The 20,017-nt window shown below is 64.0% G+C and carries 18 protein-coding genes; 14 read left to right on the top strand and 4 right to left on the bottom strand.

The window, feature by feature from the left end; translation table 11 throughout:
* Nucleotides 1-39: 39 nt before the first annotated feature.
* From ruvX to gshB, 4 genes are all read right to left on the bottom strand, one after another.
* Nucleotides 40-477 carry a Holliday junction resolvase RuvX gene (gene ruvX, locus FX984_RS17380; protein WP_005792259.1) on the bottom strand — a complete coding sequence of 146 codons (438 nt, stop codon included), beginning with the start codon at nt 475-477 and terminating at the stop codon, nt 40-42.
* Nucleotides 477-1,046, bottom strand: coding sequence for a YqgE/AlgH family protein (locus FX984_RS17375; RefSeq protein WP_027606084.1), 570 nt, complete (start codon nt 1,044-1,046; stop codon nt 477-479). Before FX984_RS17375 ends, ruvX begins: the two co-directional genes overlap by 1 nt.
* Before the next feature lie 88 nt (nt 1,047-1,134).
* The gene (locus FX984_RS17370; protein ID WP_027606083.1) at nt 1,135-2,040 is read right to left on the bottom strand and encodes an energy transducer TonB; all 906 of its coding nucleotides are present in this window, start codon (nt 2,038-2,040) and stop codon (nt 1,135-1,137) included.
* Between the two features lie 77 nt (nt 2,041-2,117).
* The gene (gene gshB / locus FX984_RS17365; protein ID WP_027606082.1) at nt 2,118-3,071 is read right to left on the bottom strand and encodes a glutathione synthase; all 954 of its coding nucleotides are present in this window, start codon (nt 3,069-3,071) and stop codon (nt 2,118-2,120) included.
* Nucleotides 3,072-3,311: 240 nt separating this feature from the next.
* On the opposite strand from gshB, the gene pilG reads away from it, so the two are divergent.
* The 14 genes from pilG to mdcH all read left to right on the top strand — a co-directional run bounded on the left by pilG (nt 3,312) and on the right by mdcH (nt 19,972).
* The gene (gene pilG / locus FX984_RS17360; RefSeq protein ID WP_027606081.1) at nt 3,312-3,719 is read left to right on the top strand and encodes a twitching motility response regulator PilG; all 408 of its coding nucleotides are present in this window, start codon (nt 3,312-3,314) and stop codon (nt 3,717-3,719) included.
* Nucleotides 3,720-3,765: 46 nt separating this feature from the next.
* The gene (gene pilH / locus FX984_RS17355; RefSeq protein ID WP_014720320.1) at nt 3,766-4,131 is read left to right on the top strand and encodes a twitching motility response regulator PilH; all 366 of its coding nucleotides are present in this window, start codon (nt 3,766-3,768) and stop codon (nt 4,129-4,131) included.
* Nucleotides 4,132-4,143: 12 nt separating this feature from the next.
* Nucleotides 4,144-4,668, top strand: coding sequence for a chemotaxis protein CheW (locus FX984_RS17350; protein ID WP_027606080.1), 525 nt, complete (start codon nt 4,144-4,146; stop codon nt 4,666-4,668).
* Complete coding sequence (locus FX984_RS17345; RefSeq protein ID WP_027606079.1) at nt 4,665-6,716, top strand: methyl-accepting chemotaxis protein; 2,052 nt, start codon at nt 4,665-4,667, stop codon at nt 6,714-6,716. Before FX984_RS17350 ends, FX984_RS17345 begins: the two co-directional genes overlap by 4 nt.
* 97 nt (nt 6,717-6,813) lie before the next feature.
* Nucleotides 6,814-12,636: an Hpt domain-containing protein gene (locus FX984_RS17340; protein ID WP_146477653.1), complete on the top strand. Its 5,823-nt coding sequence runs from the start codon at nt 6,814-6,816 to the stop codon at nt 12,634-12,636.
* Nucleotides 12,629-13,084 (top strand): chemotaxis protein CheW, encoded by a 456-nt coding sequence (locus FX984_RS17335; protein WP_027606077.1) that lies wholly within the window; start codon nt 12,629-12,631, stop codon nt 13,082-13,084. Before FX984_RS17340 ends, FX984_RS17335 begins: the two co-directional genes overlap by 8 nt.
* A gap of 466 nt (nt 13,085-13,550) precedes the next feature.
* Nucleotides 13,551-13,805: a DUF6124 family protein gene (locus tag FX984_RS17325; protein WP_092355663.1), complete on the top strand. Its 255-nt coding sequence runs from the start codon at nt 13,551-13,553 to the stop codon at nt 13,803-13,805.
* A gap of 275 nt (nt 13,806-14,080) precedes the next feature.
* Nucleotides 14,081-15,751 (top strand): malonate decarboxylase subunit alpha, encoded by a 1,671-nt coding sequence (mdcA, locus tag FX984_RS17320; RefSeq protein ID WP_065938129.1) that lies wholly within the window; start codon nt 14,081-14,083, stop codon nt 15,749-15,751.
* The gene (locus FX984_RS17315; RefSeq protein WP_027606074.1) at nt 15,752-16,585 is read left to right on the top strand and encodes a triphosphoribosyl-dephospho-CoA synthase; all 834 of its coding nucleotides are present in this window, start codon (nt 15,752-15,754) and stop codon (nt 16,583-16,585) included. It begins immediately after the preceding gene.
* A complete protein-coding gene (locus FX984_RS17310) occupies nt 16,585-16,884 on the top strand; it encodes a malonate decarboxylase subunit delta (RefSeq protein ID WP_027606073.1) in 300 nt (99 codons plus the stop codon). Before FX984_RS17315 ends, FX984_RS17310 begins: the two co-directional genes overlap by 1 nt.
* Nucleotides 16,877-17,719 carry a biotin-independent malonate decarboxylase subunit beta gene (locus tag FX984_RS17305; protein ID WP_027606072.1) on the top strand — a complete coding sequence of 281 codons (843 nt, stop codon included), beginning with the start codon at nt 16,877-16,879 and terminating at the stop codon, nt 17,717-17,719. The genes FX984_RS17310 and FX984_RS17305 overlap by 8 nt, the downstream gene beginning before the upstream one ends.
* Entirely contained in the window at nt 17,716-18,486 is a 771-nt protein-coding gene (mdcE, locus tag FX984_RS17300; protein ID WP_027606071.1) for a biotin-independent malonate decarboxylase subunit gamma, read from the top strand. The genes FX984_RS17305 and mdcE overlap by 4 nt, the downstream gene beginning before the upstream one ends.
* The gene (locus FX984_RS17295; protein WP_108573374.1) at nt 18,480-19,076 is read left to right on the top strand and encodes a malonate decarboxylase holo-ACP synthase; all 597 of its coding nucleotides are present in this window, start codon (nt 18,480-18,482) and stop codon (nt 19,074-19,076) included. The genes mdcE and FX984_RS17295 overlap by 7 nt, the downstream gene beginning before the upstream one ends.
* The gene (gene mdcH, locus FX984_RS17290; RefSeq protein WP_146477655.1) at nt 19,073-19,972 is read left to right on the top strand and encodes a malonate decarboxylase subunit epsilon; all 900 of its coding nucleotides are present in this window, start codon (nt 19,073-19,075) and stop codon (nt 19,970-19,972) included. The genes FX984_RS17295 and mdcH overlap by 4 nt, the downstream gene beginning before the upstream one ends.
* The last annotated feature ends 45 nt before the right edge of the window (nt 19,973-20,017 follow it).

Here is a 20,017-nt window from a genome sequence, read left to right as displayed (position 1 = left end):
CCGGGCTCAAACGTAAGAAGACGCGGCAAGCCGCGTCAGTCAGGATTCAAATAAAGCAGTGTTTTCGTCCAGCCAGCCCTGTAACAGCAAGGCGGCGGCGATGGCGTCCACCGGGTTGTCGCGGTAGCTGCCTTTCTGGCCGCCACGGTCACGGCGCTCGCCCTTGGCTTCAAAGGTGGTCAGGCGTTCATCGTGGGTATAGAAGGGCAGGTTGTAGCGGCCATTAAGACGGCGGGCGAACTTTTCGGCGCGCAGGCACATGTCGCTGGGGGTGCCGTCCATGTTCAGGGGCAGGCCGACCACTACGGCATCGGGCTTCCACTCTTTGATCAGGGCTTCGACCTGGTTCCAGTCCGGTATGCCGTTCTGGGCCTTGAGGGTGCACAGCTCGCGGGCCTGGCCGGTGATGACCTGGCCGACCGCTACGCCGATCTGCTTGGTGCCGTAGTCAAAGCCGAGGATCAAACGCAAGGCCATCAGGCGTGCCCCGCCTGGCTGGTCAGCAGGCTGAGGTTGACCCGCAGCTTGGCCGCGGCGGCTTCCAGGCGCAATTCGCTTGCGGTGTTGAACAGGATGTCGGCATCGAACGGGCAGGTCAGCCAGGCATTGCTGGCCAGTTCGGCTTCCAGCTGTCCGGCTTCCCAGCCGGCGTAACCCAGGGTGATCACACTTTGCTCAGGGCCCACGCCGTCGGCGATGGCGAACAACACGTCCTGGGAGGTGGACAGCGAGACTCCGTCCAGGTCAACCGTGGCCTGGAACTTCGGCCCGGTGGGGTGCAGCACAAAGCCGCGATCGGTCTGCACCGGCCCGCCGATGTAGATCGGCACGCCCTGGCAACGGGCCGGCGGGTCGACCTCCGGACGCAGTTGTTCAAGGATATCGGCCAGGTTCAGCGCCTGCGGGCGGTTCACCACCAACCCCATGGCACCATTGGCCGTGTGCTCGACGATGTAGGTCAAGGTCTGCGCAAAGTTCGGGTCGGCCATATGGGGCATGGCGATCAGGAATTGGTGCTTGAGGTAGGTCGGGCTGACATTTTTCATGTCCGCTAGTGTGGCGTTGGAGGGGCGAACTGACAAGCTGGACGTGACCCGAATACCGTGCTGTCGGCTTTTCTGTAGGACGGCGCGTTCAGTTGCTGGAAAGGCGATCACCCTTGGCAAACTTCCAGGTGCGGATGATTTCCAGGCGGTCCACATCGTTCAAGTCCCCGGTAAACGGGGCAAAGGGCGCGGCCAGGCGCACGATGCGTTGGGCCGCCTGGTCCAGCAGCGGCTGACCGGACGATTCCAGCACCTGCACTTCATATAAGGTGCCGTCGCGGTTGATCGACACCAAAAGACGCAAATTGCCGTAGATCTGCTGGCGCCGTGCCTCTTCCGGGTAGTTGAGGTTACCGATGCGCTCGACCTTCTTACGCCACTCGTCCTTATACCAGGCGCCCTTGTCGCGCATGGTCGAGGCGGCGTTCAGGCGGTAAATGCGTGGGCGCTTGGCGTACAGCTGTTGTTCATGGGCCAGTTCGGCTTCCAGGCTGGAGATTTCGTCGGACAGTGTCGAACTGTCGAACGTCGGCGCCGGCTTCACGGGCTCGGGTTGCGGTTCGGTCTTGGTTTTCTCGCGCTGGACTGGGGCTTTTTGCGGCTTGGGTGCGACGGTGGTCACCGTGGGCTTGGGCGTGGCCTGTTTGACTTCAGGCTTGGGCGCCGGCGGCGGTGTGACCTTATTGACCTTGTTGTCCTGGAAGGGCGCCACTTCGGTGGTCTTGGGGATCGCCTTCTTGTCCAGGGTGCCACTGCCCTGCTGGTTGTCCTGGGCGAGAAAGTCGGCCTTCTCGGGCTTCTTTTCGCTCTTGAACGTGGCGAGGGTGATTTCCAGGGTCTTGGTGATCTGCTTGGGCTCGACCATGGTGAAACCCACGCCGAGGATCAAGGCCAGGTGAATCAATGCCGCGAGAAACAGGGTAAATCCGAGCCGATCAGCCGGGCGCACGCCGCTGTGGGAGAGTTCGGAGGGCAGATCGGACGGGAGTGTCATGACAAGAAAACCAACATCGCGCGTTTCACAGGTCGGGCATGATAGCGCAATGTTGGTATGTGTCCGGCTGTTCTATATCAGTTGGCCTGCAGCTTGCGTTCGATGGCGGCCATCAACATTTCGCCGATGTTCGTGCCAAATGCGTTATCGATCTCGCGAATGCAGGTCGGGCTGGTGACATTGATTTCGGTAAGATTTTCCCCAATTACGTCAAGGCCTACAAACAGCAAACCCTTTTCCCGCAGGGTCGGGCCAACCTGGCTGGCGATCCAGCGGTCCTTGTCGGACAACGGCCGCGCTTCGCCTCGACCGCCTGCTGCCAGGTTGCCACGGGTCTCGCCTGCCGCCGGAATACGCGCCAGGCAGTAATCCACCGGCTCGCCGTCGATCATCAGGATGCGTTTGTCGCCGTCCTTGATCGCCGGCAGGTAGGCCTGGCCCATGATCTGCTGGGTGCCCAGGGCGGTCAGGGTTTCGAGGATCACCGACAGGTTCGGGTCGCCGGCGCGGTGACGGAAGATCGAGGTGCCTCCCATGCCGTCCAGCGGCTTGAGGATCACATCACCGTGTTTGGCGGCAAATTCACGCAGCACGTCGGCACGACGGCTGACCACGGTGGGCGGCGTGCACTGCGGGAACAACGTGGCGAACAGCTTTTCATTGCAGTCGCGCAGGCTTTGCGGCTTGTTGACGATCAGCACGCCGGCACGCTCGGCCTGCTCCAGCAGGTAGGTGGAGTAGACGAACTCCATGTCGAACGGCGGGTCCTTGCGCATCAGGATCACGTCGAGGTCGCTCAGGGGGCTGTCGATTTCGTCCTGCAGTTCGAACCACTTCTCGGGGTTGGCAAACACCTGCAGCGGGCGCATGCGTGCACGGGCCTCGCCGTCGCCCTGGTAAAGGTCGCGCTGCTCCATATAGAACAGGCTCCAGCCGCGGGCCTGGGCGGCCAGGAGCATGGCCAGCGAGCTGTCCTTTTTATAGGAAATGCTGGCGATAGGGTCCATGACAATGCCGACGCGAACGCTCATGGGGGATTTCCTCTAGCAAAATTGGGGCGCATAAAAGTGGCGTCAGAGTGGCGCTGCGGCTGTTGTGGGTCAAGGAAAAACCACCGGGCGGGTGCCTCGATAGATTGCTCCCCGAGACTGTGCTAAAAAGACTGCCACGGCGCAGCAGCCCTTGAATTCCAAGGCCTGCGGCGCTCATCCTGTGCAACATCAGGCAGTACACACCGAAAACCGATTCGCTGTGGCGATGGTAGAGCAGATATGGAACAGCATTCCAACGCCTTGAGAGTGATGGTGATCGACGATTCGAAGACGATCCGCCGCACCGCCGAGACGCTGTTGAAGAACGTGGGCTGCGATGTCATCACGGCCATCGACGGTTTCGATGCCCTGGCCCGGATTGTGGATCATCACCCGCACATTATCTTTGTCGACATCATGATGCCGCGCCTGGATGGCTATCAGACCTGCGCCCTGGTGAAGAACAACCCGGTGTTCAAGTCGATCCCGGTGATCATGCTGTCCTCCAAGGACGGTCTGTTCGACAAGGCCAAGGGGCGCATCGTGGGTGTCGATCAGTTTTTGACCAAGCCTTTCAGCAAGGAAGAACTGCTGAGTGCGATCAAGGCCTATGTGCCCGGGTTCGCCGCAGTGGAACAAGCACACTGACGCCGCCTCACAAGGGCCGGCGCCGACCAATGTAGTGGGGAAAACCATGGCACGTGTTCTGATCGTCGACGATTCGCCGACCGAAATGTACAAACTGACCGGCATGCTGGAAAAGCACGGCCACCAGGTCCTCAAGGCCGAGAACGGCGCCGACGGCGTGGCCCTGGCCCGCCAGGAAAAGCCCGACGCCGTGCTGATGGACATCGTGATGCCGGGCCTCAATGGCTTCCAGGCCACCCGCCAGCTGTCCAAGGAGCCGGAAACCAACGGCATCCCGATCATCATCATCACCACCAAGGATCAGGAGACCGACAAGATCTGGGGCGCACGCCAGGGTGCCAAGGATTACCTGACCAAGCCTGTGGACGAGGAAACCCTGATTGCCACCCTGAACAAGGTGCTGGCCGGCTGACGGCACGCCATCATGACCGAGTCGCAAACCGCCTTCGAGTTGCTGCTGGACATCGACCGCCGCTGCCGCCTGCTGGCCGCCGACCTGCCATCCCAGGAAACCCGCCTGCAACGCTGGAGCGGGATTGGCTTTCGCCTGGGGCAGCATTGGTATGTCGCGCCCATGGGCGAAGTCGCCGAAGTCCTGCATGAGCCGCGCTGCACTTTAATGCCCGGGGTCAAGGCCTGGGTCAAGGGTGTTGCTAACCTGCGCGGGCGTTTGCTGCCGGTGATGGACCTCGGCGGCTTCCTTGGCCTTGAGCTGTCCAAGGCGCGCAAGCAACGGCGGGTGCTGGTGGTGGAATACAACGATCTGTTTGTCGGGCTGCTGGTAGACGAGGTGGTGGGGATGCAGCATTTTGCACAAGACGCCTTGCTGGTGAGCCCCAGCCCCGGCGCGCCATTTATCCAGGGCCAATTCGACGGCGAGCCGCTGTGGCAGGTCTTCAGCCCCTTCGCCCTGGCCCAGGCCCCTGGCTTCATGGATGTCGCCGCATGACCACCGCTACTACGCCCAAACCCCAGGCCGGCTCACGCAGCCGTTCACAGATCATCGTGCTGTTTATCGCGCTGATCGTATTCATCATGCTGCTGTTCGCCAACTTCGCTTACCTCAACACCCAGTCCACCTATGACAAGCAGTACATCGGCCACGCCGGTGAACTGCGCGTGCTGTCCCAACGCATTGCCAAGAACGCTACCGAGGCCGCCGCCGGCAAGGCCGCCGCATTCAAGCTGTTGGGCGATGCGCGCAACGACTTTGCCCGACGCTGGGGCTACCTGAAAAAAGGCGACCCGGAAACCGGCCTGCCCGCTGCGCCCAGTGCGGTCCGTGCCGAAATGCGCGCGGTGCAGACCGACTGGGAGGCGCTGCTGAAAAACACCGACGCGATCCTCGCCAGCGAACAGACCGTGCTGTCCCTGCACCAAGTGGCCGCGACCCTCGCCGAAACCGTACCGCAATTGCAGATGGAGTCGGAAAAGGTCGTCGACATCCTGCTGCAACGCGGCGCGCCGGCCAGCCAGGTGGCCTTGGCCCAGCGCCAGTCGCTGCTGGCCGAGCGTATCCTGGGCGCGGTCAACACGGTGCTGGCCGGTGACGAAACCGCCGTCCAGGCCGCCGACACCTTTGGCCGCGATGCCAATCGCTTCGGGCAGGTGCTCAATGGCATGCTCAACGGCAACCCCGGGCTGCGCATCACTCAGGTAGAAGACCGCGATGCCCGCGCGCGGCTGGCGGAAATCGCCGAGCTGTTCGAGTTTGTCTCCGGCTCCGTGGATGAAATTCTCGAAACCTCGCCCCAGCTGTTCCAGGTCCGCGCCTCGGCGAGCAATATTTTCAACCTGTCGCAAACCCTGCTCGATGAAGCCTCGCACCTGGCCACCGGTTTTGAAAACCTCGCCAGCGGACGCAGCTTCGACACCATCGGCGGCTATGTGCTGGGCCTGTTGGCGCTGGCCTCGATCATCCTGATCGGCCTGGTGATGGTGCGCGAAACCAACCGCCAACTGCACGAGACCGCCGAGAAGAACGAGCGCAACCAGAACGCGATCATGCGCCTGCTCGATGAAATCGAAGACCTGGCCGACGGCGACCTCACCGTGACCGCCTCGGTGACTGAAGACTTCACCGGCACCATCGCCGACTCCATCAACTATTCCGTGGACCAGCTGCGCGACCTGGTGGCCACCATCAATCTCACCGCCGGGCAAGTGGCGGGCGCCGTGCAAGAGACCCAGGCCACCGCCATGCACCTGGCCCAGGCCTCCGAGCATCAGGCCCAGCAGATCGCCGAAGCCTCCACCGCGATCAACCAGATGGCCCAGTCCATCGACCAGGTGTCGGCCAACGCGGCCGAGTCCTCGGCGGTGGCGGAACGTTCGGTGGAAATCGCCAACAAAGGCAACGAGGTGGTGCACAACACCATCCACGGCATGGACAACATCCGCGAACAGATCCAGGACACCGCCAAGCGCATCAAGCGCCTGGGCGAGTCGTCCCAGGAGATTGGCGACATCGTCAGCCTGATCGACGACATTGCCGACCAGACCAACATCCTCGCCCTCAACGCCGCGATCCAGGCGAGCATGGCCGGGGATGCCGGGCGCGGCTTTGCGGTGGTGGCCGATGAAGTGCAGCGGCTGGCCGAACGTTCGTCGGCGGCCACCCGGCAGATTGAAACCCTGGTGCGCGCGATCCAGGCCGACACCAACGAAGCCGTCATTTCCATGGAGCAGACCACCACCGAAGTGGTGCGCGGTGCACGGCTGGCCCAGGACGCCGGGGTGGCGCTGGAAGAGATCGAAGGCGTATCGAAAACCCTGGCCGCGCTGATCCAGAGCATCTCCAACGCGGCGCAGCAACAGACCTCATCGGCGGGGCAGATCTCCCTGACCATGAACGTGATCCAGCAGATCACCACGCAGACGTCATCGGGCTCCACCGCTACCGCCGAAAGCATCGGCAACTTGGCGAAGATGGCCAGCCAGTTGCGCAGGTCGGTGTCGGGTTTCACCTTGCCTGCGGCCAAACAGGTTGATGATTGAAATGCGATCCAAATGTGGGAGGGGCTTGCCCCCTCCCACACTAGATCTCTATTGGCTTTGAGATCCAGGCAACCCACGAATTCTAAGCGGAGCAGTTATGGTTGATCGGCACGACTACGTGGCCCTTGAATGGGTCAAGGGCGACATTGCCGAAACCCTGAAGCAGGCCCGTTCGGCGCTGGATGCATTTGTCGAGACCCACGACGATGGCGTGATCAGCCAGTGCCTGGACGCTATCCATCAGGTGCATGGTGCGCTGCAAATGGTCGAGTTCTACGGCGCGGCGCTGCTGGCCGAAGAGATCGAGGAACTGGCCCTGGCGCTCCAGGCCGGGCATGTCGGCCAGCGCGAGGAAAGTATCCGCCTGCTGCAACAGGCCTTGGGCCAACTGCCGTTGTACCTTGACCGGGTGCACAGCGCTCGCCGTGATTTACCGCTGGTGGTGCTGCCGCTGCTCAACGACCTGCGCAGTGCCCACGGCGAAAGCCTGCTGTCGGAAACCAGCTTGTTCAGCCCGCAACTGCTGTCGATTGCGCCGCTTGCCGAGGACGCCCTGGCCCAACGCGCGCCGGCCGACCTCCAGGCGCAACTGCGCCAGTGGCATCAACTGTTGCAGCAAGCCCTCGCCGGGCTGCTGCGTGAAGACCACGGGCCGAGCAACCTGGAAGACATGGCGCGGGTGTTCGCGCGCCTTGAGGCGCTGTGCCAGGGCGCGCCGCTGTTGCCGCTATGGCAAGTGGCGTCGGCGCTGGTCGAGGGCATGCTCACCGGCGTGGTCGCCAACAGCCCGGCGCTGCGCAGCCTGCTCAAGGCCAGCGACAAGCAGCTCAAGCGCCTGCTGGCGCAGGGCATCGGCGGGATCAACCAGCCCGCACCGGATGAACTGCTCAAGAGCCTGTTGTTTTACGTCGCCAAAGTCACCCGGCCGACCCCGCGCATGCAGAGTCTGAAAGAGCGCTACAGCCTGGATGAGGCCTTGCCCGACAGCACGGTGGTGGACGCCGAACGCGCGCGCCTTGCCGGGCCGGATCGCAACGCCATGGGCTCGGTGCTCGGTGCGTTGTGTGAAGAGTTGGTGCGGGTCAAAGAGCGCCTCGACCTGTTCGTGCGCAGCGACCGCCAGCACACGAGCGACCTCGACGCGCTGCTGGCTCCCCTGCGACAGATTGCCGATACCCTCGCGGTGCTGGGGTTTGGCCAGCCGCGCAAAGTCATCATCGACCAGCTGGCCGTGGTATTGAGCCTGGCCCAGGGGCATCGCGAGCCCAACGATGCGGTGTTGATGGACGTCGCCGGTGCGTTGCTCTATGTGGAAGCCACGCTGGCGGGAATGGTCGGCACCGTCGAGCCGGAAGGCCACGAAGAAAGCCGCCTGCCCACCACCGACCTGACCCAGATCCACCAGTTGGTCATCCGCGAATCCTGCCAGTGCCTGCAGCAAGCCAAGGAGCTGGTGATCGACTGTATCGAAGCCGATTGGGACCGCCAGCGCCTGGAATCCCTGCCGGAACTGCTGAGCCAGGTGCGCGGCGCGCTGGCGATGATCCCCTTGCCCCGCGCGGCCAGCCTGATGCGCGGTTGCACCGATTACGTCGACGAACAGTTGATGGTCAACGACAGCCCGCCGTCGGAGCTGCAACTGGGGCATTTCGCTGACGTGATCAGCAGCCTGGAGTATTACCTCGAACGCATGCTCCAGGACCCGGACGCCGCCGGTGAGCGGGTGTTGGAACTGGCCACCCAAAGCCTGGCTGCGCTGGGTTACCTGCCCGCCGAAAAACCCTGGCGCCAGGCGCTGGCAGCACCCGATGGCGCGCTGTCGAGCGAGGTTGCGCCCAGCCAGTCCCAGTTCGACGCATTGGCCAACCCCACTTCGGGCCTCAATCCGCCGGCCTTGCAACGCCCCGGTAGCCTGCTGCCGCCGCCGGCCGATGAAGCGCCCATCGACGATGAACTGCGCGACGTCTTCCTCGAAGAAACCGAGGAAGTCCTTGAGGTGCTGCACCGTCACCTGCCCAACAGCGCGGACAAAACCGCCCAGGGCGAAATGCGCCGCGCCTTCCACACCCTGAAAGGCAGCGGCCGCATGGTGCGCGCCCTGGTGCTGGCGGAGCTGGCCTGGGCCGTGGAAAACCTGTTGAACCGTGTGCTCGAGCGCAGCGTGGCCCTCGGCCCCGAGATCCAACAGGTGCTGGATGACGCCGTGGCCCTGCTGCCGGCATTGATCGCCGACTTCGCGACGGGCGAGCAACACCAGCGCGATGAGGTCGACGCCCTGGCCGCCCGCGCCCACGCCTGGGCCAACGGCGCCCCAGCGTCGGTCGGCGAACCCCACGATCCGATGCTGCTGGAGATCTTCCGCAACGAAGCCCAGAGCCATCTGGACAGCCTCAACCACTTCCTGCAGCAGGCCGCCGAGCATGTGCCGCTGCAAGTCAGCGATGAACTGCAACGCGCCCTGCACACCCTCAAGGGCAGCGCCTACATGGCCGGCGTGTTGCCGATCGCCGAGCTGGTGCGCCCACTGGATCACCTGACCCGCGAATACAAGGCCCATCGCCTGCCGCTGGACCTGGACGAAGTCGAGTTGCTGCTGGAAGCCGAAGGCCTGTTCCAGCGTGGGTTGCGTCAACTGGACCGCGATCCCCTGGTGTCGATCAAGGGCGCGGATGACTTGATCCGCCGGACCCAGGCCCTGCTCGACCATCAACTGGCCGCGCTGCTCGACGCCCCCAACACGGGGTTGCGGATCAAGCGCGACCCGCAACTGATCGCCAACTTCCTGGCCCAGGGCATGGACATTCTGCTCGACGCCGAAAACCTGCTGCGCCGCTGGCAGCAGCACCCCGGCGAACGCCAGGAACTCACCGCGCTGCTGGATGAATTGACCACGCTGGGGGAGGGCGCCCATGTCGCTGACCTGCACGCCATCGATGAACTCTGCGAAGCCTTGCTCGACCTCTACGGCGCCGTGGAAGAAAGCAGCCTGGCGGTCAGCGAGCGATTTTTCCATGAGGCCGAGCAGGCCCATGAAGCGCTGATCAACATGCTCGATCAATTGGCCGCCGGCCAGGAAATCATCCCGGCACCGGCACGTGTACACGCCCTGCGCGAACTGTTGGACGATGCACTGGACCCTTCTGCCACCGGCCTGATCAAAAGCGACGGCAGCCGCGCCCTGAGCATCTCCGAACTGGGCGCCGCCACCGCGCAACTGCAGGATGAAACGTGGATCGACGATGAACTCGTGGAAATCTTCCTCGAAGAAGCCGTGGATATTCTCGACAGTGCGGGGCAGTCCCTGAAACGCTGGCTGCTGGAGCCGGACAGTGCCGCGCCGTTGTCGTCCCTGCAGCGCGACCTGCATACCCTCAAGGGCGGCGCGCGCATGGCCGACATCGGACCGGTGGCCGACCTGGCCCATGAACTGGAATGCCTGTACGAAGGCCTGGTGGATCGGCGCTACAGCTACTCCAGCGAGTTGTCGCAGGTGCTGATGGCCAGCCATGAGCGACTGGCCTTGCAACTGGAGGAACTGCAGCACCATCAACCCTTGAGCGACAGCACCGAACTGGTCGCCCGGTTGCGCGCGCTACGCCAGGGCGGCATGCCGGCTGTACAGGCCGCCCCACCTGCGGAAACGCCGGGCACCGACCCCGAGTTGCTGGACATCTTCCTCGAAGAAGCCGCCGACATTCTCGACAGCTCCGGCAGCGCCTTGCTGCGCTGGCAGGCCGAGCCGAACAATCGCCAGGAAGTCGAAACCCTGCTGCGCGACCTGCACACCCTCAAGGGCGGCGCGCGCATGGTCGAGATCGGGCCGATCGGTGACCTGGCCCATGAGCTGGAATTTCTCTACGAAGGGCTGTCCGCCGGTTTGCTCGCGCCGTCCGCCGAACTGTTCGCGTTGCTGCAGGGCTGCCACGACCGCCTGGCGCAGATGATCGACGCCGTGGCGGATGGGCTGCCGGTGGGTTCGGTGGACAAGCTTATCGAACGTATCAAGAGCCTGGTGCACCCCAGCGATGAGCCCGTGACGCCCGTGGCGCTGCCCGCAGGCAAGGCCGAAGCGGTGGTTGATCCCGGCGCCGACATGGTGAAGATTTCCGCTGACCTGCTGGACGACCTGGTCAACCTGGCCGGCGAGACCTCGATCTTCCGTGGTCGTATCGAGCAGCAAGTCAACGACGCGCGCATTGCCCTGCATGAGGTGGAAACCACTATCGAACGCATGCGCGACCAACTGCGCCGCCTCGACACCGAAACCCAGGGGCGAATCCTCAGTCGTCAACAGGCCGAGGCCGAGCGCCTGGGCTATGAAGAATTCGATCCGCTGGAAATGGACCGTCATTCGCAGTTGCAGCAGCTGTCCCGGGCGCTGTCGGAATCGGCCTCCGACCTGCTCGACCTCAAGGACACCCTCGACCGCCGCAACGAGGACGCCCATGGCCTGTTGCAGCAACAGGCGCGCATCAACACCGAGTTGCAGGAAGGTCTGATGCGCACGCGCATGGTGCCCTTCGAGCGCATGCTGCCGCGCCTCAAGCGCATCGTGCGCCAGGTGGCGGGCGAGTTGGGCAAGGACGTGGAGTTCATCGTCGGCAATGCCGAGGGTGAAATGGACCGCAATGTGCTGGAGCGCATGGCGGCACCGCTGGAACACATGCTGCGCAACGCCGTCGACCATGGCCTGGAGCCCCGCGATGCGCGGCTGTTGGCCGGCAAGCCGGAGAAGGGCCGCATCACCCTGGACCTGACCCACGAAGGCGGCGATATCGTTTTCGACATGCGCGACGACGGTGCCGGTGTGCCTCTGGACGCGGTGCGGCGCAAGGCGATCAAGCGCGGTTTGCTCGCCCCTCATCAAGAGATGAGCGACCGTGATGTGTTGCAGTTCATTCTGCAGCCGGGGTTCTCTACGGCGGAAAAGATCACGCAGATTTCCGGGCGTGGCGTGGGCATGGACGTGGTGCACGAAGAAGTGCGCCAGCTCGGCGGCTCGATGTTCATTGACTCGACACCGGGGGAGGGCGTGCACTTTCGCATCCGCCTGCCGTTTACGGTGTCGGTCAATCGGGCGTTGATGGTGCACTGCGCGGACGATCAATATGCGATCCCGCTCAACACCATCGAAGGTCTGGTGCGGGTGCTGCCCCATGAGCTGGCGGGGCACTACCAGCAGGATCCGCCGTGTTATGAATATGCCGGCCAACGCTACGAGCTGTTTTACCTGGGTGACCTGCTGCACACCGTCGGTCGCCCGAAATTACTGGGCCAGTATCAACCCGTGCCGGTGTTGCTGGTGCAGTGCAACGAGCGCCGTGTGGCGGTGCATGTGGACGCCATGGCCGGCACCCGGGAGATTGTGGTCAAGGGCCTGGGCCCGCAGTTTTCCGGGGTGCAGGGGTTATCCGGCGCGACCATCCTGGGGGATGGGCGCGTGGTGTTGATCATCGACCTGCTCGCGCACATCCGCGCCCGGCAACCGGCCTTGCCGGCCCAGGCGGTGGATGCTCCGTTGATCCTCAACGACCCGCTGAAAAAGCGCCCGCTGCTGGTGCTGGTGGTGGACGACTCGGTCACCGTGCGCAAAGTCACCAGCCGCCTGTTGGAGCGCAACGGCATGAACGTACTCACCGCCAAGGACGGCATCGACGCCCTTGCCGTGCTCGAGGAACATACCCCCGACCTGATGCTGCTCGACATCGAAATGCCGCGCATGGACGGCTTCGAAGTGGCCATCCAGGTGCGCAATGACCCCCGGCTGATGCGCCTGCCGATCATCATGATCACCTCCCGCACCGGCCAGAAACACCGCGACCGCGCCATGGCCATCGGCGTCAACGACTACCTGGGCAAGCCGTACCAGGAATCGGTGCTGCTCGAAAGCATCGCCTACTGGAGCAAATCCCGTGCTTGACCACCGCACCAGCCAACTCACCGGCCTGCTCCTGCCCCTGGCCGACCGCCACCTGATACTGCCCAACGTCGCCATCGCCGAGTTGATCGACTTCCAGCGCGGCGAACCGGCCAGCGATGCGCCGCCGTGGTATTTGCGGCAAGTGACGTGGCGAGATCGACAAATCCCGTTGATCAGCTTTGAAGCGGCGTGCGGCGAGGCCGGCGTGACCGGCGAACGCTCGCGGATCGTGGTGTTGAATGCACTGGGCGGCCGACCGACGTTGAAGTTCATTGCGCTGGTGATCCAGGGGATTCCACGGTCGTACAAGCTCGATAGCGAATTGAGCTACGTGGACGTGCCGCTGTGCCCGCTGGAACTGGCGGCGGTGCAGGTGGGGGAACATGTGGCTAAGGTGCCGGATTTGATGGGGCTTGAAGCCTTATTGGTCGAGTCCGGACTGGCCTGAATCTAAGTCATGTGAGGATCCCCTGTGGGAGGGGGCTTGCCCCCGATGGCGGTGTGTCAGTCACTGCATCTGGTGGCTGACCCACTGCCATCGGGGGCAAGCCCCCTCCCACATTAAAGTGCCGGTGTTTGACGGATTGCGGGTGGTCTTAGGATTTTTCCTGCAAGATTTTGGGCTGTGCATGAACTTGTCGCGTGCAGCCCGCGCGCCTAGTCTTCGTCCCGTCATCGCAAAAAACGGTGACACGGACGTGCAAGTCCGACGAAACTGTTTAGGCGTACAAACGCCCTGCCAACCAACGGGCGTTTTTTGTGCTCGCTGCTTTATGGCGGCTGCGCGCAGGAGGTCTTCGGACCTGCTGGGTGTCCTAAACAGGCCCGGTCTTGCACACCTGCGCACGGTCGCCACCCTCATTCGCGTGCAAGCGAACGGTGGCGCTCCTTACTGACTGTTTAGGAGTTTCATCATGATCAAACCTACCCCTAATCTGCCTCTCTTCGCCGTAAACCCCCACCAAACCACCGAAACGCTGCTGGTCAACGCCAGCGAAACCCTGTCCTCCCTCAACGCACTCACCTGCAACCTGGCCTTCGACCTGGACACTTCCCAGCGCGCCATCATGCTCGGGATCCAGCAAATGGCCGAGTTGGGGCAGTTGTTGGTGGATCGGGCGCTGGAGCAGGTCAGCCCTTCGCTGGAAAAGGTCCCAAACAGGGACTGATCAGCCCCTGTTTGGGACCGCTATCTAACAGGCATCACTGAACAAATGTGGGAGGGGGCTTGCCCCCGATGGCTGAGTGTCAGTTGATACATCACTTAGCTGACCCTCCGCTATCGGGGGCAAGCCCCTCCCACATTTAGATCATCTTTTGGCTCGGATCAGTGTTTGCTGATTCTCCATTACTCCAACCGTAACGATCCACCGCTAAGCTTGATTGATGGCCCCCCGAATCACTCCTAAGGTACAGCCCACGACAGCAAACCCGTGGAGCGACCATGACAACAATAACTACCCCCGACTCGCGCTGGACGCGGCGGCGTGACGAGAAGCAGCGGCGGCTCGGGCGGGTTTTGCAGTATGCAGACGGGGCGGTTTTGCCCAGTGACAGGATTGTCGAAGCGCTTGAGGCCCTGATCCTCCCCGGCGACCGCGTGGTGCTGGAAGGCAACAACCAGAAGCAGGCCGACTTCCTCTCGCGCTCCCTGGCCAAGGCCGACCCGGCCAAGCTCCACGATTTGCACATGATCATGCCCAGCGTCGGGCGGTCCGAGCACCTGGACCTGTTTGAAAAGGGCATCGCGCGCAAGCTGGACTTTTCCTTCGCCGGCACCCAATCCCTGCGCATCAGCCAACTGCTCGAAGACGGCCTGCTGGAAATCGGTGCGATCCACACTTACATCGAACTCTATGCACGGCTGGTGGTGGACCTGATCCCCAACGTCGTACTGTCCGCCGGTTTCATGGCCGACCGTGCCGGCAATATCTACACCGGCGCCAGCACCGAAGATACTCCCGCGCTGATCGAACCCGCCGCGTTCAGCGATGGCATCGTGATCGTGCAGGTCAACCAGTTGGTGGATGACGTCAGCGACTTGCCCCGCGTCGACATCCCTGCCAGTTGGGTGGATTTCGTGGTGGTGGCCGACAAGCCGTTCTACATCGAGCCGCTGTTCACCCGCGACCCGCGCCATATCAAGCCGGTGCATGTGCTGATGGCGATGATGGCGATCCGCGGCATCTACGAAAAACACAATGTTCAGTCCCTCAACCATGGGATCGGCTTCAACACCGCCGCCATTGAATTGATCCTGCCCACCTACGGTGAATCCCTGGGCCTGAAGGGCAAGATCTGCCGTAACTGGACCCTCAACCCGCACCCCACGCTGATCCCTGCCATCGAAAGCGGCTGGGTGGAAAGCGTGCACTGCTTCGGCACCGAACTGGGCATGGAGAACTACATCGCCGCGCGCCCGGATGTGTTTTTCACCGGCCGCGACGGTTCGATGCGTTCCAACCGAATGTTCTGCCAGCTGGCCGGCCAATACGCGGTGGACCTGTTTATCGGTGCGACCCTGCAAGTCGACGGCGACGGTCATTCCAGCACCGTGACCCGTGGCCGCCTCGCCGGTTTCGGTGGGGCGCCGAACATGGGCCACGACCCGCGCGGTCGTCGTCACGGCACGCCGGCATGGCTGGACATGCGCCACGGCGACGCGCCGGAAGCGCTGCTGGAACGCGGCAAAAAGCTCGTGGTGCAGATGGTCGAGACCTTCCAGGAAGGGGGCAAGCCCACCTTCGTCGACACCCTCGACGCCGTGGAAGTGGCGCGCAAAAGCGGTATGCCCCTGGCGCCGATCATGATCTACGGTGACGACGTCACCCACCTGCTCACCGAAGAAGGCATCGCCTACCTGTACAAGGCGCGGTCCCTGGAAGAGCGCCAGGCGATGATCGCCGCCGTCGCCGGGGTGACCGCCATCGGCATGCGCCACAACCCCAAGGACACCGCGCGCATGCGCCGCGAGGGCCTGATCGCCTTGCCCGAAGATTTGGGCATCCGCCGTACCGACGCCACCCGCGAGTTGTTGGCCGCCAAGAGCGTGGCCGACCTGGTGGAGTGGTCCGGTGGCCTGTACAACCCGCCCGCCAAATTCAGGAGCTGGTAAATGCGCGCCCTTAAACTGCACGAACTCAGCCTCGCGGATCGCCTGGCGGATATGGCCGTCGATGCGCTGATCGATGAAGCCGACCTGTCACCCAAGCCCGCCTTGGTGGATCGCCGCGGCAACGGCGCCCACAGTGATCTGCACCTGGGGCTGATGCACGCTTCGGCGCTGTCGCTGTGGCCGATGTTCAAGGCGATGGCCGAGGCGGCGCTTGAATTCGGCGAGGTCGGCTTGCCGCTGCGCGAAGCGCTCGGCCGTATCGGGCGCGAAGGCGAACAGGCGATGCTCGTCACCACCCACGGCGTGAACACCCATCGCGGTGCGATCTGGGCCCTCGGCCTGCTGACCGCAGCGGCTGCCCTGGAACCGCGTGCCATAACGCTGAACGCCGCCAGACTGGCCCTGCTCAACGACCGTTACGCGCCGCAAACCCCGAGCCACGGCGCCCAGGTCGCCCAGCGTTATGGCGCACGCGGTGCCCGTGAAGAAGCGCAACTGGGCTTCCCCGCCGTGACCCAACGTGGTCTGCCGCAACTGCACAAAAGCCGCCAGCAAAATGCTGGTGAACAGAACGCGCGCCTGGACGCCTTGCTCGCGATCATGACCGAGCTGGCCGACACCTGCGTGCTCTATCGCGCCGGCGTGGAAGGCCTGCATGCCATGCAGCGCGGCGCCCAGGCCGTGCTGGACGCCGGCGGCAGCGCAAGCCTCGCCGGGCGCCGCCAATTGCATGAACTGGACCACCAACTGCTGGCCCTGAATGCCTCCCCCGGCGGCGCCGCCGACCTGTTGGCCGCCTGCCTGTTTATCGACCGCCTCGACGGAGCGTTGTGATGGAAACCTTATCCTTTGAATTCCCCGCCGGGCAGCCGCCAAAAGGCCGTGCGCTGGTGGGCTGCGTCGGCTCGGGCGACCTGGAAGTGCTGCTGGAGCCGGGCACGGCCGGCACGCTGACCATCCAGGTCCAGACCTCGGTAAATGGCGCCGAACAACGCTGGCAGCACCTGTTCGAACGCATCTTCCAGGAGCAGACGCCACCGGCCCTGAACATTGATATCCACGATTTCGGCGCCACCCCCGGCGTGGTGCGCCTGCGCCTGGAGCAGGGTTTCGAGGAGATCGACCATGACTGACTTGCTGGCTAAACACAGCTTCGTGGAACTGGGGGCGCGGCAGCGGGCCAAGGCCTTGTTGGATGCCGGCACCTTTCGCGAACTGATCGACCCGTTCCAGCGGGTCATGTCGCCTTGGCTCAGCCGCCAAGGTGTGGTGCCCCAGGCCGATGACGGCGTGGTGATCGCCAAGGGCAGCCTCGGCGACTTGCCTGTGGTGATTGCGGCCATTGAAGGCAACTTCCAGGGCGGCAGCCTCGGTGAAGTGGGCGGCGCGAAAATCGCCGGCGCCCTGGAACTGGCGGCCGAAGACAACCGCAAGGGCATCCCGACCCGCGCCGTGCTGCTGCTGGAAACCGGCGGCGTGCGCTTGCAGGAAGCCAACCTTGGCCTTGCAGCGATTGCCGACATACACGCGGCGATTGTCGACCTGCGCCAGTACCAGCCGGTGATCGGCGTAGTGGCGGGCAGCGTTGGCTGTTTCGGCGGCATGTCCATCGCGGCCGGGCTGTGCAGTTATCTCGTCGTCACCCGTGAAGCGCGCCTGGGGCTGAACGGTCCGCAGGTGATCGAGCAGGAGGCCGGGCTGGAAGAGTACGACTCCCGCGACCGTCCTTTTATCTGGAGCCTCACGGGCGGCGAACAGCGTTTTAACAGTGGCCTGGCCGACCGTTACGTGGCCGATGATGTGGCGCAGATCCAGCAGACGGTCAGCGCGTTGCTGCAGCAGGGTGTGCCCGCACAACAGCGCAGTCGCCAGGCTGATGATTACCTCGCACGCTTGGCCGAGTTGGACGCCGTAGCGCAAATCGACCCGGCGACGGTGCGCGAGCTGTATCAGGGAGAACGCTCATGAGAGGCTTGCAGTGGTTCAACGCATTGAGCGCCGGCGCTCCAGTTGTAGACGATTTGCCGGCGTCGCTGAGGGTGGCCGACGGTGTATTGGGTGAGCAACAGGTGCGCTTTGTCGCCGTAGTGACCGACGCGCAAAACCGCTTCCCTCGGGCACGCAATGGCGAAGTCGGTTTGTTGGAGGGCTGGGGGTTGGCCAAGGCCGTCGATGAAGCCATCGCCCGGGGTGACAAGCGCCCGATCATCGCCATCGTCGACGTGCCCAGCCAGGCCTACGGCCGTCGTGAAGAAGCCCTCGGCATCCATCAGGCCCTGGCCGCTGCCGCCGACAGTTATGCCCGCGCGCGCCTGGCCGGGCACCCGGTGATTGCGCTGCTGGTGGGCAAGGCCATGTCCGGTGCGTTCCTGGCCCATGGCTACCAGGCCAACCGCCTGATTGCCCTGCGCGATCCCGGCGTGATGGTGCACGCCATGGGCAAGGCCTCTGCCGCGCGAGTGACCCTGCGCAGCGTCGAAGAGCTGGAAGCCCTGGCCGCCAGTGTGCCGCCCATGGCCTATGACATCGACAGCTATGCCAGCCTCGGCTTGCTGTGGGAGACCTTGTCGGTCTGCCAGATTGAACAGCCCACGGCGGACGATGTAGCGCGGGTCAGCGATTGCCTGGTGAATGCGATCAAGGACGTCGGCAGCGCCGATCTGCGCGGACGCCTCGGCGCGACCAATCGCGCAGCGTCCAGCCAGGTTCGCCAACTGCTGCGGGAACAATGGTGAACGCCCACGACTTGCTCTGGGGCATGACCCCGGCGCATGCGCCCGCCGATGCACCGGCCTGGGTGCTGGAGGCGCTTGGCGCCGGCCACCCGGTGGTGGTGCGCCGCGCCATTGCCGCGCCGGGGCATGTGGCGGTCGGCGTGCGCGGGCGTTTGCGTGAGCAGCGGTTCGCCGCCGAGATGCCGCTGGCGGCGGTGCAGCGGCGCGTTGCACCGGAAGCCCTGCGCGACGTGGTTTCGCTACGGGACATACCCGCACTGCAAGCGCTTGCTCAATTGCGTTCGGTGCTGGTGCACAAGGCATGGGGCGTCAGCGGTAGCGCAGGCTTTGAATTGGCCACCGGCATCGAAGCACTGCATGCCCAGAGTGATCTGGATTTGATCCTGCGCACGCCCAAGCGCCTTGAACGCGCCGATGCCGAGGACCTGTTGGCGAGCCTGGACACGGCGGTGTGCCCTGTGGACCTGCAACTGCAAACCCCGTTTGGCGCCGTGGCCTTGCGCGAATGGGCTGGCGGATCACGTCGCGTGCTGTTGAAAACCATCAGCGGCGCGCGCCTGGTCGACGATCCCTGGCAGGCCGTGGCATGAGCAGCCTCCTGGTGTTTCCGGGGCAGGGTGCCCAGCGACTCGGCATGCTCCAGTCGCTGCCCGAACCTGTGCTGGAAGAAGCCAGCGATGCCCTGGGCGAAGACGTGCGCCGGCTCGATTCAGCGCAAGCCCTGGCCAGTACCCGCGCCGTGCAACTGTGCCTGTTGATCGCCGGCGTCGCCCACGCCCGCCTGTTGGAGCGCACCCCGGATTACGTGGCGGGCCTGTCCATCGGCGCCTACCCGGCTGCGGTCATCGCCGGGGCCCTGGATTTTGCCGATGCGGTAAAGCTGGTCAGCCTGCGCGGCCAACTGATGCAAAACGCTTATCCACACGGCTACGGCATGACCGCGATCATCGGCGTGGAGTTATCCACCGTCGAAACACTCCTCGCCGACATCCACAGCCCTGAAACCCCGGTGTACCTGGCCAATATCAACGCCGATAACCAGAGCGTGATCGCCGGCAGCGACGAGGCCATGAAGCGTGTCGCCGCGCGCATCAAGGGCAACGGCATCGCCAAACGCCTGGCCGTCAGTGTGCCGTCCCATTGCGCGCTGCTGGCGCAGCCGGCCGAGGCCCTGGCCCAGGTATTTGTCCCGCTCAAGGCGCCGCGCATCACCTACCTGAGCAGCACCCGCGCGCGGCCGATCCACAACCCCGAACACCTTCGCGACGACCTGGCCTTCAACATGTGCCGCGTCGTTGACTGGCGCGGCACCGTACAAAGCGCCTACGAGCGCGGTGTGCGCCTGCAAATCGAACTGCCCCCGGGCGCCGTGCTCACCGGCCTGTCACGCCGCGTGTTCGAACAAGGCACCGTGATCGCCTGCGAAGGCGCACGCCTGGATACCTTGCAGGCCCTGCTGGAAGAGGAGGAGCGCCGCCACCGATAAAGCACCACCCAAGGCTGTCGAAGCACAAAAACAACAATTTCGATC

It is taken from the genome of Pseudomonas marginalis (assembly GCF_008692035.1).
Classification (GTDB): domain Bacteria; phylum Pseudomonadota; class Gammaproteobacteria; order Pseudomonadales; family Pseudomonadaceae; genus Aquipseudomonas; species Aquipseudomonas marginalis.
The sequence above is the reverse complement of the archived record's forward strand: the minus strand, read 5'-3'. Positions and strand labels throughout refer to the sequence as shown.

Bases quoted from the DNA above. Each gene is read 5' to 3' on its own strand.
- ruvX (WP_005792259.1), bottom strand. From the start codon at position 477: ATGGCCTTGCGTTTGATCCTCGGCTTTGACTACGGCACCAAGCAGATC.
- FX984_RS17375 (WP_027606084.1), bottom strand. From the start codon at position 1,046: ATGAAAAATGTCAGCCCGACCTACCTCAAGCACCAATTCCTGATCGCC.
- FX984_RS17370 (WP_027606083.1), bottom strand. From the start codon at position 2,040: ATGACACTCCCGTCCGATCTGCCCTCCGAACTCTCCCACAGCGGCGTG.
- gshB (WP_027606082.1), bottom strand. From the start codon at position 3,071: ATGAGCGTTCGCGTCGGCATTGTCATGGACCCTATCGCCAGCATTTCC.
- pilG (WP_027606081.1), top strand. From the start codon at position 3,312: ATGGAACAGCATTCCAACGCCTTGAGAGTGATGGTGATCGACGATTCG.
- pilH (WP_014720320.1), top strand. From the start codon at position 3,766: ATGGCACGTGTTCTGATCGTCGACGATTCGCCGACCGAAATGTACAAA.
- FX984_RS17350 (WP_027606080.1), top strand. From the start codon at position 4,144: ATGACCGAGTCGCAAACCGCCTTCGAGTTGCTGCTGGACATCGACCGC.
- FX984_RS17345 (WP_027606079.1), top strand. From the start codon at position 4,665: ATGACCACCGCTACTACGCCCAAACCCCAGGCCGGCTCACGCAGCCGT.
- FX984_RS17340 (WP_146477653.1), top strand. From the start codon at position 6,814: ATGGTTGATCGGCACGACTACGTGGCCCTTGAATGGGTCAAGGGCGAC.
- FX984_RS17325 (WP_092355663.1), top strand. From the start codon at position 13,551: ATGATCAAACCTACCCCTAATCTGCCTCTCTTCGCCGTAAACCCCCAC.
- mdcA (WP_065938129.1), top strand. From the start codon at position 14,081: ATGACAACAATAACTACCCCCGACTCGCGCTGGACGCGGCGGCGTGAC.
- FX984_RS17315 (WP_027606074.1), top strand. From the start codon at position 15,752: ATGCGCGCCCTTAAACTGCACGAACTCAGCCTCGCGGATCGCCTGGCG.
- FX984_RS17310 (WP_027606073.1), top strand. From the start codon at position 16,585: ATGGAAACCTTATCCTTTGAATTCCCCGCCGGGCAGCCGCCAAAAGGC.
- FX984_RS17305 (WP_027606072.1), top strand. From the start codon at position 16,877: ATGACTGACTTGCTGGCTAAACACAGCTTCGTGGAACTGGGGGCGCGG.
- mdcE (WP_027606071.1), top strand. From the start codon at position 17,716: ATGAGAGGCTTGCAGTGGTTCAACGCATTGAGCGCCGGCGCTCCAGTT.
- FX984_RS17295 (WP_108573374.1), top strand. From the start codon at position 18,480: ATGGTGAACGCCCACGACTTGCTCTGGGGCATGACCCCGGCGCATGCG.
- mdcH (WP_146477655.1), top strand. From the start codon at position 19,073: ATGAGCAGCCTCCTGGTGTTTCCGGGGCAGGGTGCCCAGCGACTCGGC.